We start from the raw sequence: 14,935 nt of genomic DNA, 5'->3' as shown, positions 1-14,935 counted from the left end.
CCGCACGGCGCAGCCAGGGCCGCCGATCTCGGCGCGTACCGGGCCACCGCAGGCCGTCCTCTCGAGAGTACTTCGGGACAGGTCACCGACGCCGGACGCGTGCGTCGCCCGTCAGGGCCACGGCCGGTCAGTACCCCTCGGGGATCTTGCCGTTCAAAAAGTGAATCGTGTTCGGCTCGCGCCGGCGCGACCACAGCGCCTCGACCGGCGACTCGGCTGTCCCTCGAGACAGACCCTCCTGCGTCGACCACGTCGGCACCTCGCCCGCGCGCAGGCTGTGCAGCCCGCTCTGCCAGATGCCGATGATGTACGTGTGGCCGGCAGCGCGGCCGCCGAAGAAGTCGGTGAACCGGCGCGCGAACTCTTGCCCGCGCACCGCCCCGAACGCCTCGCAGGTGCGGAACCACCACAGGTGCTCCGGCACCATGCGCTCACGGATCGCCTCGAGCTTGCGGTGGAGCGGGTGCGTCGGCAGCAGCGCCTCGGCCGTCAGGCCCTTGCGGTCGACGAACAGCTCGCCCCAGTGCCCGTGCCCCCAGTACTGGATCTCCGCGATCTCACGATCCGGGTGAGTCGTCGCCAGCCACTCGAGCCCGTCCTCCCAGCAGCTCACCCCGTGCGACGCGTCGAAGCGGGACAGCCCGCGGTACACGTGCGAGCCGGCCCACCACGCGTGCGACAGCCCCGGCCGCAGGCGCTTGCCGGTGCACGTGCGGTCGAAGAGCATCAGGCGCAGCGGGCCCCGTCGCATGCCGACAGTGTAGCCTCAACGCGGCCCGAACCGACCGATCAGGCTCAAGGTGCCGAGGCCCGGCTGCAGCTGCAGCAACAGCCGGCCGCGCTGTTGGCGGCCGAGGCGGACGTCGCGGCCGCCGAGCGCCAGCAGCGGCACGCCGGCGGCCACGCCCACCGCGGCCAGCACCGCGCCGGCGGCCAGCATCTGATCGCCCTGGATGTCGAGCGCGCGCAGCGGCGCCAGGTCGACCGGCAGCTCGGCCTCCAGCACCGGCGCGATCGTCTCGTCGAAGCGGCGCTTGTAGGTCGCCCCGCCGAGCGCGAGTCCTCCGCCGAGCGCGGCCACGACCATCATCGCCCCGCCCGCGATCAGCTCGCGTCGGCCGCGACGGATCTGCCGCTCCGCCGCGCGCCGGTCGGCCCGGACCCGCCGGATCTCCGCCCGCCGCTCCGCCACCGAGCGCAGCAGCGAGTCGGCCTCCGCGTGGATCTGCGCGACCTCCCCGGCGGCGATCCGCGGCACCGGCGGCGCGTCGGCCAGCGCCACCGCCTCATGGGCGTGGAACGCCGCGCGGTCGAGGGTCGCGGTCGAAGTCTGCACTTTGAGCCATGTCCTCGAGGACATGATATGAATCCACGGGTCTTGCGTGTCCCACGCCTGGCCGCTGAGCCAGCGTGCGCAGTGCTCGACGCCCTGGATCGCCTCGAGCTCGCCGACCCTGCCGATCAGCGCGTCGCGCTCGGCCGCGGCCGCGACCAGCGGATCGACCGGCTTGGCCGCCTCGGCGGCCGCGGGCCGGCGCGGCGTCTTGAACGCGGCCGACGCGGGCAGCGGACCGAGGCACGACGCGGCGCACACGAATGCGAGCACGGGGCGGCGATACGCGACCGACATTGCGAACCTCCGGGGATGACCCATCGGTCAGGATGACGTGACCGCATGCGCCGACAACCTGGCGCGCCCGCGGCTGTGCGAGCCCCCACGGGCAGGACCGCTGCGGCACACCGGCCCACGCTCGCGCACGATCGCGGTGGACAGCGAGCCGGACTCACCGTCATCCTGCGAGCATCGCCACGCATGCCGACGCGCCGCGCCCTCCGAACCTCGCCGCTCCCGCTCCTCGCGCTCGCCTGCGCCCTCGCCTGCGGCGGCGGCCCGGCCGACGACGCCGGCGCCACCGACAGTGACACCGACACCACCACCGGCGGCGCCACCGATTCGTCGACCGCGCCGACCACCAGCGGCACCACCGCCTGGGAGGAGGAGTCCGAAAGCGAGCCCGAGCAGCCGGTCACGGTCGAGTGGTCCGACCTCGAGCTCCGGCTCGTGCGCGGCGGAGACGTCCTCCTGCGCTTCCCCGCCGACGGCTTCCAGCTCGGCGTCGTCGCGGCGCTCGACGACGGCTCCTCGTACGACCCGTTCTTCCTCGCGCCCGACCAGTGGCTCACGGTCACCGCCGCCGAGGACCTCGGGGGCGGCGCCGCCGTCGACGTGCGCCTGTCCTTCGGGACAGACGTGCACGCGCGCCTGACCGTCGGCGAGGCCGCGCCCGGGCGCTTCCAGGCCAGCCTGGTCCCCGAGCCCGGCGGACCTGTCCTCGCGTACATGCGCCTGCGACCCGTCGTCGATCCATCGGAGGGCTTCTACGGCCTCGGCGAGTACTTCGACGCCGCCGAGCACCGCGGCCGCGTGCGGGCGATGCAGCTCGAGTACGACCCGCAGATCGAGAGCCAGTACAACGAGGCCCACGTCCCGGTCCCGTTCGTCACCGGCACCCGCGGGTGGGGCCTGTTCGTCGAGGATCCGCACGCCGCGGTGTTCGACGTCGCCGCCGCTGCCGACGACCGCCTCGATGCCACCTTCGGCACCGGCCCCGACACCCCCGCCGGCCTCGTCTTCCACCTCTACGCCGCCAACCACCCGCTCGACGTCGCCCGCCACTACTACGCCACCACCGGCGCGCCGAAGCTGCCGGCCCCGTGGGCGCTGGGCCCGTGGATCTGGCGCGACGAGAACGACGACCAGGCCCAGGTCGAGGACGACATCGCCACCATCCGCGAGCTCGACCTGGCGACCTCGGCGATCTGGATCGACCGCCCCTACCAGAGCGCCGTCGGCGTGTTCGACTGGAACCAGGCGCAGTTCCCCGACGCCCAGGCGATGATCGCCGAGATCCACGACCTCGGCCTCCGCCTCGCCCTGTGGCACGTGCCCTACGTCGACGACGACGACCCGGCCGCCGCCGCCATGCGCAGCGAGGCCGAGGCCAGCGAGTTCTTCCCGCTCGAGGTCGGCCTCGTCACCTCGGACTGGGGCGAGCCGCTCGACCTCACCAACCCCGACGCGTTCGAATGGTGGCAGGACCACATCCGCGAATACACCGACCACGGCGTCGACGGCTTCAAGCTCGACTACGCCGAGGACATCACGGTCGGCCTCGGCGGCGCGCGCACTGTCTGGCAATTCGCCGACGGCAGCAGCGAGCGGACGATGCACAAGCTCTACCAATTGCTGTACCACCGCGCCTACGCCGAGCTCCTGCCCGAGTCCGGCGGCTTCCTGCTGTGCCGCGCCGGCACCTACGGCGACCAGCAGAACGTCAGCGTGATCTGGCCCGGCGACCTCGACGCCAACATGGCCGCCCACCGCGAATCGGTCGACGACGACGGCGAGTCGTACGTGGCTGTGGGCGGTCTGCCCGCGGCGCTGACCGCCTCCCTCAGCCTCGGCCCCAGCGGCTTCCCCTTCTTCGCCTCCGACACCGGCGGCTATCGCCACGCCCCGCCCGACCGCGAGACCTTCGTCCGCTGGTTCGAGTACACCGCCCTCACCCCGGTCATGCAGGTCGGCACCGGCTCGTCCGACGTCCCGTGGGAGTTCACCCCCGAGAACGGCCTCGACGACGAGAGCCTGGCCTGGTACCGCCAATACGCCCGGCTCCACCTGCGCCTGTTCCCGTACGTGTGGAGCTTCGCGCAATCCCTCGCCACCGGCGGCCGCCCGCTGCAGCGCCCGCTCGGCCTCGCCTACCCCGAGCTCGGCGTCCACCCGTCCGACACGTATCTGCTCGGCAACAACCTGCTGGTCGCCCCCGTGGTCGCGCGCGGGGCGACCACGCGCAAGCTGTCCTTACCGCCAGGTGCCTGGCTCGACTGGTGGACCGGCGAGGTCCTGCAGGGCGACGTCGACGTCACCGTCGACGCCCCGCTCGGCACCCTGCCGCTGTTCCTGCGCGTCGGCGGCATCGTCCCCATGCTGCGCCCGACCATCGACACCCTCGCGCCGACCGCCGCGGCCGACGTCGACTCCTTCGTCGGCGACCCCGGCGTCCTGTACGCCCGCGTCGCCCCCGGCCCGCTCGGCAGTCGGTTCGACCTGTACGATGGGACAGCCCTGAAGCAACGCCTCGGCAAGACCGCCTTCCACCTCGAGGTCACCCCCGGCGACGTGTTCAAAAATGGGGTCGACGTCGAGGTCCACGCCCTCGCCCCGCTCGCCGGCGTCACCGTCGACGACGCCGACCTCAGCGAGCGAGCGGACGCGGCCGCCCTCGACGCCGCCGCCGACGGCTGGATCTACACCTCCGATCTCGGCGGCACCCTGCGCGTCAAGCTCGGCCCCGGCGCTCACGTCGTGCTGGCAACGCTCGCCGAGTGACGCGCTGCCTGGGGATGGAGCGTCGGCTCGCGGATCTGCCACGGCCGCCCGTCGAGCCCGCTGGCCCAGGGCGGCTGCGCGAAGAACACCAGCGCCTCGCCGGCCTCGGCCCCGAGCGCGACCTGCCGGGCCCGGCCGTGGCGATCGCAGAAGGCGAGCCCCAGCGCGTGCTGCAGCCCGTCGCGCCCGCTCGCGCCCGCCATGCTCGCCTGCGGCTGTCTCCTCGCGGCGCGGCCGACGCCAGCTCCGGCGAGCCGAGCCGTCGACTCAGCGCGCGATCGTCCCGCGCACGCGGTCCCACAGAGTGCTCGTGACCCCGAGGTTCTCGCGCTGCATCCGCCGCGGGTCGTGGTGCAGCGCGTGGTGCAGCGCCAGTCGCTCGACGCCCGGCAGCCGCCGCAACGGATGCGACGGCGACAAATGATAGGTGAGGTGGAGCGCCTCGTAGGTCATCACGTAGAGCATGCCCGTGGCCAGGAACAGTCGCCCGACGTCGGCGCCGAGCACGAGCCCGAGCAAGGCAGCCGGCGGCGCGAGCGCCACCGCCAAGATGGGCGCCGCCCACCATGGGAACAGGATCGACCGGAAGTCGCGCGCCGAGCCGATCTGCATCGCCCCCTCGACGAAGAGCGAGTGATGCGACACGGTGTGCTTGTCGTAGAGCAGCTGCAGCGGCGCCACCCGCCGGTGGAGCAAGTCGCGGTGAAACCGCCACTCGGCCGCGATCGAGAAGATCCACGTGGCTGGCACTACGCACATGTCCCATAGCGCAGGTCCTTCGAGACAGGCCACACAGCCCGCGATCACCGCCGCCCCGCACGCGAACGGCGTCGCCAGGTGTAACCACGGCCGGTACGTCGGCGGCAACCCGGCGTGGTAGCGCGCCCGGGCGGCGACCACGTGCTGCGGCATCTCGCGGGCCTGCGATTCGAACGACTCGACCATCACAGCGGACGCTAGCGGCGGTCCGGCCTGCTGCCAAGTGCCCCCGGCGACCCTTCGGGTTTTGCGCAGCCCATCAAGAATCCATCATGGTCCCACATCGCCCGACGAGGCCGCCTGCAGCCACTTCCGCGCCCTCTCGCTGCGCGTGCCGGCGATCACCCGCGCGTACGGACGCGCCGCTCCCACGGAACGCGGTGCTGCATCGTCTCGCGGATCGCAAACCGGCCCGCCGAAGGTGACGCGCTCAAGTTGCACCGCTCCGGGACCGGGTCCATTACCGGGGCGTGCTACCGATCCTCCATATCCACTCAGGTGATTGCGCCGCCGGGTTCGCTCGCGAGATCGACCTCGAGGGTGAGGTGCTCGGCTGGCGCGACAGCGCCGCGGTCGGACCCTGCTCGCGGGAGCGCGGGCGGCACGTGTTCCTCCGCATGGCCTTCTGGCAGACGGACCTGGCGGAGATCCAGCGGGCCGAGGAGCTGCCCACCGACTGCGAGCGCGTGCTGTGGTTCGGCCCCGATCCGTGGGAGCAGCTGCAGCTGGTCGAGATCCTCGCGTACATGTCCGATGGGCCATGCTCGATCGTGCCGCTCACGCGCGCGGTCACCGAGCTGACGCCGACCGAGCTGCACGCCGCGTTCGCCGCCCGCCGCAACGCCGACTCGCTGCGCTTCTTCGCCGCCGCGCTGTGGTTCGACTTCTGCGACAACGACCCCGCGGGCATCGCCCTGCGGCTGCGCCGGGCCGCCAACGACCTGCGCCTGCCGCACCTCGGCTCCGCCATCCGCCGGGTCCTCCAGGACCGCAACGAGCACCGCACCGAGCGCGAGGTCGAGAGCCTGGTCCGCTCGGGCGTCTACGAGCTCCCGGCCCTGCTCGAGGCCCTGCGGGAGCGCGAGCTCCCGGCCCACGGCGCGTGGTACGGCGACGTCGTGGTCGGCCGCCTGCGCGACGCCTGCACCATGCGCATGCAGGCGGCCAACGACCTGCTCAGCGCAGCGTCATCCCCACCTTGAACACGAGCCCGCGGTCCTCGGCGTACATCTCGTAGCCCGCGGGCCCGAACACCTTGTAGATGTCGAACACGGCCGTGAGCTCGGGCTGGCCCGTCATGCCGAGCACCGGCTCGAGCTGGCTCATGATCCTGGCCATGTCGTAGGCGAACAGGCCGAGCGGCGGGTCCTTGACCTCCGGCGCCGACAGCAGCTTGCTGACCGTGCCCTCCGAGCCCGGCCCGATCGCCACGACGATGCCCGTCCCGGCCTTCGCCCCGTAGGCGATGCCGTTGACGAACGGCACCGTGCCGTCGGGCAGCGTCTTGACCGCCCCGTCGTCGCTGAACTCGTACGACGCGATCATCGGCGTCTCGGCCTTGATCGCCTCGACCACCGCGCGCGGGTCGGCGGCCGCCAGCACCGCGTGGGCGGTGATCGTCGACGGCAAGAAGCCCGCCATCTTGATGTCGGTGAGCACCAGGCTGCCGCCGCGCAGCCCCGGCACCCACTTCGGGATCGCCGAGGTGTCCTGGCCGATCTTCGCCGCGAACTGGTTGAGCTCGGCCAGCTCGGGGCACTGATACGGCGACTTCGACACCTCCTGCCCCTTGCGCAGCGCCCACTCGATCGCCTTGCCGACGTCGAAGCCGCCGCCCAGGGCGAACATCGCCTCGCCGCGGACCTCCCTCGACAGGCCGGGCACCGACGCCCGCAGCGACTTGAAGTCCTGCGCCAGGTCGGAGCGCAGCTCGACGCCGAACACCCCCTCGAAGCCGTTGGCGTCGATCGTCTCGGTGCCGAGCACCACCATCGGCGCGATCGCTGCGAGGCCGCGGAACTCGTCCTTGCACACCTGCGTCATCCGTGGCCACTCCTCGACCACCTTCGGGACCACCGCCGCCAGGACCTCCTTGTTGAGCGGGTCGCCCTCGCCGAGGATCGCCTCGACGATCACCCGCCCGTCGACGTAGCCGACGTTGTGCTTGCCGAGCTGCCAGGTCGTCAGCAGGTCGCGCAGCTTGGGCGAGTCGGCCAGCGACCGCTCCGGCACCGTCTTGCCGAACAGCAGCTCGAACACCTTGTCGGCCATCGACGCCGGCGCCAGGCCCATGACGAACTCGTCGCTGACGATCGCCGCCGCGAACTTGATCTCGCCGACGCCGCCGCACCAGTACTCGGCGTCGCCGAGCTTGCACACCTGGAGGGTGACGTTGCCGGCCTGCTGCACGCGGCCCAGCAGGTCGCGCAGCGCCTGCGGATCCTTCAGCGACCAGCGCACCGCCGGCAGGCCGCCGATGCCGTACACCGCGGCGCGGCCGTCCATGTCGATGCCGGTGCGGTCGATGCCGCCTTCCTTCATCGCCGCCCGAAACTCGACCAAGATCGCCTTGGCGAGCGGCCCCCACTCCTGGTCCATCGGCATCTGGTCGAGGAGCGGCCAGAGGCGCTCCATCGCCGGGCTCATGCTCTTGTAGATCTTCTCGATCATCGCTCGCGCAGAGGGGCCGCCGAAGCTGATGAACGCGTAGGGCGTGTCGGCGGGGATCTTGCTCAGCAGCGCCCGCACGGCCGGATCTGCCAGCGCCGCCGCGGCCACCTGCTCGTTCGACTTGGTACAGCCCGCCACGCCGGCGACCGCCAACACCGTCGCCAACGCCGCCGCACGCCCGCACCCGATCGGCCAACGCAACCACTGCTTCGCTCGCGTCATTGAGCGGTCGTATCACCCTTCGTCCGGGCCGGCAAGCGCGTCCCCGCGCCGGAGGACCGCCGAGGGCCCGCTGCACGCGGTTTGGCTGCAGGAGCCGACCCCCTGCCGGCCGCGTCGGCGTGATCATGCAACTTCGCCGGGGCGGACCGGGTCGCACCATTCGTCGCATCGCGCGAGCGCTCGCGCGAGGCCGGTGCGCTTCCGCGAAACGACTCGGGAGGACGACCGCCGTGGTCGTCCTCCCGCTCGCAGGACGCAGTCGCCCGGCTCAGGCGACGTGGAGGCCGAGGCCGCGGCGCGCCTCGAAGTACTCTTCGCTGACGCTGTAGACCACGAGCTCGCGCAGCGCCTCCTTGGGCGCGAGGATCGAGCCGAACACCCGCTGCTCCTGGCCGATCGCGTGGGCCGCGGTGGCGAGGTCGTTGCAGAACAAAAAGCCGGCGCGGTAGCTGGCCAGCTCGGCCGCCCGGGCCCACCGCTTGACGTCGACCTCGCCGCCCTTGACCAGCCGCTGCAGCGCCGCCGCCAGCCGCTCGATCGCCGCGGCAGGCAGGTGCTTCGTCACCTCGCGCGCCAGCGCCTGCGCCCCGCTCGACAGCTCGGGCGCGCCGACCTTGCACACGTGCATGCTCGCCATCAGCACGTCCTTCAGGTTCTCGGGCGAGCGGTCGATGATCATGAACGCGTAGTGCGGCGGGTACAGGTCGAGCGCGTGGCGGCCGAGCGTGAACGCCAGGTTGTTCTCCGACTTCTCCGCCAGCGCGCCGCCGAGGGCGATGATCGTCGGCCGCACGCTGCCGCCGCGCTCGACGTTCAGCACCGCCACGTCGCCCGGCTCGTCTGGCCGGAAGTACAGGTCGGGCTGCGGGAAGCCGTACACCGACGTGACGTAGATGAAGCTCTTGCTGACCAGCGAGCCGTCGTCGTCGGGGTCGACGCGGTCGGACGGGCGCAGCGGGTACGGCAGCATCTTCGGCCGCCAGCCGGCGAGCACCGGCGCGAGCAGGCCGAGCACCGCGCCGACGCCGGCGTCCTCGTCGGCGTGGAACACACAGCGGCGCAGCAGGTCCTCGCCGAGCCGCTGCTTGATCCGGCGGAACTCCGGCTGCGGATAGCGGTTGTACAGCGCGGTCTCCTGCGCGTTGGCCTGCTTGACGAACACCAGCGTGCGGGCGACGCAGAACGCCTTGTCGAGCTCGCGGCGGGCCACGTAGATCTCGAACAGCCGGTGGTAGCTGGCGTAGCGGTGCGGCTCCAGGCGCAGCAGCGTGAAGTGGGCGCGGATCAGCGGGTCCATGAACTCGCGCGCGTTGTTGTTGCGGATCAGCGCCTCGTACAGCTCGACCAGGATCTGCCAGCGGTCGGCGTTGCCCGCGTCGAGCGCCGCCGCGACCTCGAAGGCCTTGGCCGCGGCCCGGAAGTCGCCGAGGCGGGTGCGGTAGATCTCGGCCAGGTTCGACCACAGCATCGTCCGCAGCGGGGTCTCGCCGTCGGGCGGCAAGCGATTGATCATCTTGCGGTAGGCGCGGTCGAGGCCCTTCCACTCCTTGCGCTGGGTCAGCAGCTTGTCGATCGCCTGGAACGCCTTGAGCTGGCTCGGGTCCTCGTCGAGCACGCGGTCGAACCGCGCCAGCGCGCCGTCGACCTGGGCCAGGTTGTCGCGCAGCAGCACCGCGGCGGTGTAGTGGAAGCGGGCCCGGCGGGCCGGCTCGGGCTCGACGTCGACGATCCGGTCGAGCACCCCGACGGCCTCCTGCCACATCTTGCGCTCGGTGAACGTGTCGAGCAGGAGGTGGAGTACGCTCAGCTCGCGCGGCCGCAGCTCGATCGCCCGCTGGAACGCGATCACCGCCTTCTGCGGGTCGCGCAGGCGATCGCGGAACAGCTTGCCGCTGGCGACGAACAGCTCGAACTTGACGTTGTCGTCGCCCGAGACGTTGATCATCGCCCGGCGGGTGTTGAGCGCGCCCTGCCAGTCCTCGGCCGCCAGCTGGTGCTCGAGCGTCGCCTCGAGCGCCTGCCAGTTGTTGGCGTCGAGCTCGAGCGCCTTGCGCAGGTAGCCCGGCGCCTTCTGCGGCTGGTTCCGCCGCTTGCACACCTCCGCCAGGCGCACCTGGATCGCCGCCGCCACCTTGTCGGACTTCTCCTTGGCGGACGCGGCCAGCAATTGCTCGTAGTAGTTGAACGCGGCCTCCCACTCGCCTGCCTCGAAGGTCAGGTCGGCGCGGCCGAGCATCGCCGTCCAGTTGCCGGGCTCGAGGTCGAGCGCCTTCTTGAACAGCTTGAGCGCTCGCTGCGAGCGGCCGAGCAGGCGCTCGACCCGGGCGGCGCGCAGGCACAGCTCGACGTGGGCCTTGACGCTGATCGGCGCGCCCGGGGCCTTGCGCACCAGCATCTCGTAGATCGGCGCGGCGCCGACGTAGTTGCCGGCCTCGTAGTAGATCTTCGACAGCACGGTGCCGACGCGCACGTTCTCCGGGTCGAGCTCGATCACGCGGGCGAAGATCTCGGTCGCCTTGGCGATGTCGCCGAGCTGGCGGTAGTGGATGAAGCCGGCCTCGATGCCGAATTCGACCCGCTCGTAGTAGCTGGTCGCGTGGGTCAGGAGCGCCTCGCACACCGCCGCGAGCTCGCGCCACTCCTTGCGACCGCGGTACATGTCGGCCAGCAGCGTCAGCGCCGGCACGTGCCCGGGCGTGTGCTCGAGCGCCCCGCGCAGGTAGAGCTCGGCCCGCTCCGAGGCCACCAGCTTCTCGTGCAGCAGCTTGCCGACGTGCGTCAGTTCCTCGGTGCGCGCGACCGGGTCGGCGCACAGCGACAGGAAGTGGTCGAGCGTCTGCACCGCCGCGTCCCACTGCTGCGCGCGCTCGTACAGGCGTGCCAGCGCCAGCACGGCGTCCTGCGACGTCGGCTCGAGCTGGATCATCTTGCGGTAGGCCGCGATCGCCCCGGTCACGTCGCCGAGCGACTTGTCGAGCACGTAGCCCATCGCCCCGTAGAGGCCGCTCTTCATCGCCCGGTCGGCCGTCAGGTCGGCGTGCTCGCGGTAGGTCTGGACCAGCTCCTGCCACTGCTCGGCGCCGAGGTGCTGGGCCGCCAGGTTGTAGTACGCGTAGTCGAGGCCCTGGGCGATCCACTGCTGCCAGGCCTGGCCCTCCTTGCCCCCCGCGCCGCCGGCCAGCTGCGTCAGCGCCTTCTGCATCTTGTGGAGGATGTCGATCTGCGCCCGCGGGTCCGGCGTCTGGCCCAGCGCGGTCTGCAGCGCCTCGAGCGAGTAGAACATCGCGCTGTCGGTGGTCGGCTGCTGCTTGCGCGCCGCCGCCTTGGCCCCGCCGCCGCCCTCGCGCGCCCCGTCCTCGCCGATCTGCTGCAGCGCGGCCACCAGCGCGCTCATGTCCTGGAAGCGGTCCTCGCGGCGCTTCGACATCGCCTTGAGCACCAGCGACTCCACCAGCGGCGGGATCTCGGCCTCCGGCGCCACGCTGCCGAGCGCCGCCGCGGCCGCGAACTTGTGCTGCATCGTCACCTGCGTCGGCCGGCCGAAGAACGGCACCCGCCCGGACAGCAGCGTGTACATCAGCACCCCGAGCGAATAGATGTCGCTGCGCTGGTCGACCGCCTCGCCGAGCGCCTGCTCGGGGGCGATGAAGTGGACCGCGTCGCCGAGCACCACGGTGCCGGCCTCGCGGTCCTGCGTCACCTCCTCGACCGCGACCATGCCGAAGTCGGCGACCTTCACGTGGTCGCCCTCGCCGAGGATCACGTTGCCGGGCTTGATCGCGCGGTGGACCACCCCGGCCGCGTGCGCCGCCTGCAGGCCCTCCGCGATCTGCAGGGCGATGCCTCGCACGCGCGGCCACGGCAGGCGGCCGTTCCGGCGCAGCAGCTGGCCGAGGTCCTCGCCCTCGAACGCCTCGGTCACCACGTAGACGTCGCCTTCGGGCGCGATGTCGGCGTCGAGGACCTCCAACACGTTGGCGTGCAGCACCGCCGCGGCGGCCCGCGCCTCGCGCAGCAGGCGCTCGGCCTGGGCGCGGTCGTGCGAGTACTCGGCGCGGCAGATCTTGATCCACACCTGTGTCGGTGGGTCGATGAACTCGGCCAGGAACGTGTCGGCCACGTCACCGCGCGCGAGGTGCTGGAGGATCTTGAACTCGTCGGCGAAGACGTTCCCGATCCTCGCCTTGGGGCTGCGGTCGACGACTTCCTGCGCTTCGCTCATGGCCGGCTACCGAGGCCCACTCTACTCGATCTCCTGCACCTCCCCACAGCCGCTGCGAGCCTTCTTTTCGCCCCAAAACGCCTGCAGATCGCGTTTCAGCGCGAGTTCGAGCGCCGCGCTTGTACATGCAGCGCCGGAGCTCGCCGCGCGATCGCGGGGCTCACGAAGGCAGGCCGCCGCCGCGCGACGCGAGCGTCACGACGCGAGGTGACCTCCGCGAGCGTCACGGCAGATCGTCGCCGCGCGAGGTGACCTCCGCGAGCGTCACGACGGCAGGTCCTCGCCGCGCGAGGCGACCCGCCCCGCGGCGCGCGACGGATCGTCGGCCTCGATCTTTTGCAGCGCCGCCGCCACCGCGTCGCGCAGGCCGGCTGCAGCGGCCGGCCGCATGCGAACCGTGACCGACCCGACGCTCACGTGCAGCATCCCGCACGTGCACTGCAGCACGGTGCATTGTTCGTTTTGCGCGACTGTTCGGGTGCGGTGCTCCATAGCTACGTATCCTGCCACAGGCGGCCGCTCACTGCACGCCCTTCCAGTTCGCTGCACCGCGAAAACTCCGGCGCCGACGCCCCGGTCTCACTTGACGTCGATGCTCACCGGTCCTTTGAGACCTGTCCCAGGAGCCAGGTTGCACCGCCACCGCCCGCCTCTCGACCCTGAGACCTCGGCGCGCCACCGACCAGCCGCGCACGCAGTCCACGGCCTCCAGCCTCGTAACCCTATCCCTTCGGGCCAGTAACCACCGCCATCCGAGTCACGGCGCTGCGGGCCATGCCTCGCCTCGCCTCGCCAGGGCGGCCGCGCAGCCACGCCGGCCGCGCGGCCCTCGTCCGTCCGCCCCTGCCGGGCCGTCCTCCGGCCCGCCTTCGACCCCCCAACCGACAGTTCGATCGCGCCGCGCGAACCTCCGCCGCCGGAGCTTGCGCGTCGTCACGGAGACCCGCGTCATGTCCAAGATCTTCACAGCCCTCCTCCTCGCCCTCTCCCTCACCGCCGCCGTCGCCTGCGACGACCCCGACGACAAGAACATCGAGCGCAACGACACCGGCGACGAGTCGACCGGCGGCGAGGACGACACCACCACCGGCGGCGACACCGCGGAGGTCCAGACCACCACCGCCGCCACCACCGAGGACGACGACGAGAAGCCGGGCTGTTTCAACGGCAACATCCTCGAGCTCCCGCCCACCGGCGGCCCCAACGGCACCATCGGCGACGACTGCTGACCTCGACATGACCGCAGAGACATGGCGAAACAGCCATGTCTCTTCAAACATACGAACCGCCCGCGGCCTGCCTCGCGGGCGCTGCCAATTGCCGGCGTGCTCGGCTAGAGTCCCACGCATGACCGATCTCTTGCGACGCGACTGGATGATCTCGCTGGCGGCCGGCATGGGCGGCGCGCTCGCTGGGTGCGCACCGCGGGCCGCGACGGCGGCCCCGCCCCTGCGTCCCGCGCCGCCGCCGGCTCGACCGCCCGGCGGCGTCGACCAGCTCATCGCGACCTGCCGCGGCGCGCTGGTCACCGGCGCCCGCATCTTCGACGGCGCCGAGCTCGTGCGCATCGGTCAATGGTGCCAGCAGCAACACGCCGTCGCCGATCGCTACGGCACGGGCGACCTCGTCGAGACGCTCGAACAGAGGATCGCCTCTCTGCTCGGCTTCGAGGCGGCCTGCTTCATGCCGACCGGCACGATGGGTCAGCTCTGTCTCCTGCGGCTGTACGCGGATCGCAGCCGCGGTCGCGCGCTCGGCGTGCACCCGTCGTCGCACCACCTGCTGCACGAGAGCGCCGCGTTCGAGGTGCTGCACGGAATGCACGAGGTGGTCCTGTCGCCGTGGGGCCGAGTGCTGCTCGGCGACGACGTCCGCCACGCGCCAGAGCCGCTGGCCGTGGTGTCGGTCGAACTGCCGGCCCGCTGGACGGGGCAGATGCAGACGTGGGCCGAGCTCGAGGACCTGAAGACGGCGTGCCGCGAGCGAGGCGTGCCGCTGCACATCGACGGCGCGCGCCTGTGGGAGGCGGCGCCGGCGTTCGGGCGCCCCCTCGCCGAGGTCTGCCGGGGCTGCTCGTCGGCCTACGTCTCGCTGTACAAGACGATCGGCGCGCTGGGGGGCGCGGTCGTGGCCGGCTCGAAGGAGCTGATCGACGGGGCGCGGCTGTGGCGGCACCGGCACGGCGGCAACGTCGCGGCGTATTTTCCCTACGCGGCCTCGGCTGCGATGCGCATCGACGACGTGCTCGCGCGGATCCCCAAGTGGGTGGCGCGCGCGCAGCGGCTGGCGGCCCGGCTCGCGAAGGACGCGCGTTTCATCGTGGCGCCGGAGGTCCCGCCGACGAACCTGTTCCACGTCTACGCGCGCATCGACGCGGCGGAGTTCCCGAAGCGGCTGGAGCAGGTCGCGCGCGACCACAAGATCTGGGTGGCGCATGGTGCGGGTCGCGCTCGCGTCCCGGGATTCCTCGACATCGAGCTGCAGCCCGGCGCGGACGCCGAGACGCTCACGGATGACGAGGCGGTCGCGGCGATGCAAGCCCTGCTCTGAGCGATGACAGGAGCGCCGCCCTGACGGGAGTTCTCCGCGACGAGGCCGGGAGCGAGCCGTGCGCCCGCTCGCCCGGCGAACCGCTCGTTCACGGTCCATCTCTCGCGAGAGATATGCCC

At 71.9% G+C, this 14,935-nt stretch carries 11 protein-coding genes; 4 read left to right on the top strand and 7 right to left on the bottom strand.

Annotated elements, in window-relative coordinates:
- Nucleotides 1-127: 127 nt before the first annotated feature.
- Nucleotides 128-751, bottom strand: a complete 624-nt coding sequence (locus O0S08_RS12350) for a hypothetical protein (protein ID WP_269039295.1) — start codon at nt 749-751, stop codon at nt 128-130.
- Nucleotides 752-766: 15 nt separating this feature from the next.
- The gene (locus O0S08_RS12345; protein ID WP_269039294.1) at nt 767-1,606 is read right to left on the bottom strand and encodes a hypothetical protein; all 840 of its coding nucleotides are present in this window, start codon (nt 1,604-1,606) and stop codon (nt 767-769) included.
- Nucleotides 1,607-1,813: 207 nt separating this feature from the next.
- Here O0S08_RS12345 and O0S08_RS12340 point away from each other — a divergent pair, with 207 nt between their 5' ends.
- Complete coding sequence (locus tag O0S08_RS12340; RefSeq protein WP_269039293.1) at nt 1,814-4,393, top strand: TIM-barrel domain-containing protein; 2,580 nt, start codon at nt 1,814-1,816, stop codon at nt 4,391-4,393.
- Here the strand turns inward: O0S08_RS12340 and O0S08_RS12335 are convergent.
- Entirely contained in the window at nt 4,363-4,596 is a 234-nt protein-coding gene (locus tag O0S08_RS12335; protein WP_269039292.1) for a hypothetical protein, read from the bottom strand. The two genes, O0S08_RS12340 and O0S08_RS12335, sit on opposite strands and share 31 nt — an antisense overlap.
- A 64-nt stretch (nt 4,597-4,660) precedes the next feature.
- Complete coding sequence (locus O0S08_RS12330) at nt 4,661-5,338, bottom strand: sterol desaturase family protein (RefSeq protein ID WP_269039291.1); 678 nt, start codon at nt 5,336-5,338, stop codon at nt 4,661-4,663.
- Nucleotides 5,339-5,622: 284 nt separating this feature from the next.
- Here O0S08_RS12330 and O0S08_RS12325 point away from each other — a divergent pair, with 284 nt between their 5' ends.
- Nucleotides 5,623-6,354 (top strand): hypothetical protein, encoded by a 732-nt coding sequence (locus O0S08_RS12325; RefSeq protein WP_269039290.1) that lies wholly within the window; start codon nt 5,623-5,625, stop codon nt 6,352-6,354.
- Here the strand turns inward: O0S08_RS12325 and O0S08_RS12320 are convergent.
- The 3 genes from O0S08_RS12320 to O0S08_RS12310 all read right to left on the bottom strand — a co-directional run bounded on the left by O0S08_RS12320 (nt 6,329) and on the right by O0S08_RS12310 (nt 12,713).
- Nucleotides 6,329-8,044 carry a hypothetical protein gene (locus O0S08_RS12320; protein ID WP_269039289.1) on the bottom strand — a complete coding sequence of 572 codons (1,716 nt, stop codon included), beginning with the start codon at nt 8,042-8,044 and terminating at the stop codon, nt 6,329-6,331. The two genes, O0S08_RS12325 and O0S08_RS12320, sit on opposite strands and share 26 nt — an antisense overlap.
- A 268-nt stretch (nt 8,045-8,312) precedes the next feature.
- The gene (locus tag O0S08_RS12315) at nt 8,313-12,266 is read right to left on the bottom strand and encodes a protein kinase domain-containing protein (RefSeq protein WP_269039288.1); all 3,954 of its coding nucleotides are present in this window, start codon (nt 12,264-12,266) and stop codon (nt 8,313-8,315) included.
- A gap of 264 nt (nt 12,267-12,530) precedes the next feature.
- The gene (locus O0S08_RS12310; RefSeq protein ID WP_269039287.1) at nt 12,531-12,713 is read right to left on the bottom strand and encodes a hypothetical protein; all 183 of its coding nucleotides are present in this window, start codon (nt 12,711-12,713) and stop codon (nt 12,531-12,533) included.
- A gap of 503 nt (nt 12,714-13,216) precedes the next feature.
- Between O0S08_RS12310 and O0S08_RS12305 the strand changes: the two genes are divergently transcribed.
- Nucleotides 13,217-13,495 (top strand): hypothetical protein, encoded by a 279-nt coding sequence (locus tag O0S08_RS12305; RefSeq protein ID WP_269039286.1) that lies wholly within the window; start codon nt 13,217-13,219, stop codon nt 13,493-13,495.
- Nucleotides 13,496-13,502: 7 nt separating this feature from the next.
- Nucleotides 13,503-14,816 carry a threonine aldolase family protein gene (locus tag O0S08_RS12300; RefSeq protein ID WP_269039285.1) on the top strand — a complete coding sequence of 438 codons (1,314 nt, stop codon included), beginning with the start codon at nt 13,503-13,505 and terminating at the stop codon, nt 14,814-14,816.
- Nucleotides 14,817-14,935 lie beyond the last annotated feature (119 nt).

The sequence above is a fragment of the Nannocystis punicea genome, from assembly GCF_026965555.1.
Lineage (GTDB): Bacteria > Myxococcota_A > Polyangia > Nannocystales > Nannocystaceae > Nannocystis > Nannocystis punicea.
The sequence above is the reverse complement of the archived record's forward strand: the minus strand, read 5'-3'. Positions and strand labels throughout refer to the sequence as shown.

What these genes read in the sequence shown, in the direction of transcription:
- O0S08_RS12350 (WP_269039295.1), bottom strand. Translation starts at nt 751, where the DNA reads ATGCGACGGGGCCCGCTGCGCCTGATGCTCTTCGACCGCACGTGCACC.
- O0S08_RS12340 (WP_269039293.1), top strand. Translation starts at nt 1,814, where the DNA reads ATGCCGACGCGCCGCGCCCTCCGAACCTCGCCGCTCCCGCTCCTCGCG.
- O0S08_RS12335 (WP_269039292.1), bottom strand. Translation starts at nt 4,596, where the DNA reads ATGGCGGGCGCGAGCGGGCGCGACGGGCTGCAGCACGCGCTGGGGCTC.
- O0S08_RS12330 (WP_269039291.1), bottom strand. Translation starts at nt 5,338, where the DNA reads ATGGTCGAGTCGTTCGAATCGCAGGCCCGCGAGATGCCGCAGCACGTG.
- O0S08_RS12320 (WP_269039289.1), bottom strand. Translation starts at nt 8,044, where the DNA reads ATGACGCGAGCGAAGCAGTGGTTGCGTTGGCCGATCGGGTGCGGGCGT.
- O0S08_RS12315 (WP_269039288.1), bottom strand. Translation starts at nt 12,266, where the DNA reads ATGAGCGAAGCGCAGGAAGTCGTCGACCGCAGCCCCAAGGCGAGGATC.
- O0S08_RS12305 (WP_269039286.1), top strand. Translation starts at nt 13,217, where the DNA reads ATGTCCAAGATCTTCACAGCCCTCCTCCTCGCCCTCTCCCTCACCGCC.
- O0S08_RS12300 (WP_269039285.1), top strand. Translation starts at nt 13,503, where the DNA reads ATGACCGCAGAGACATGGCGAAACAGCCATGTCTCTTCAAACATACGA.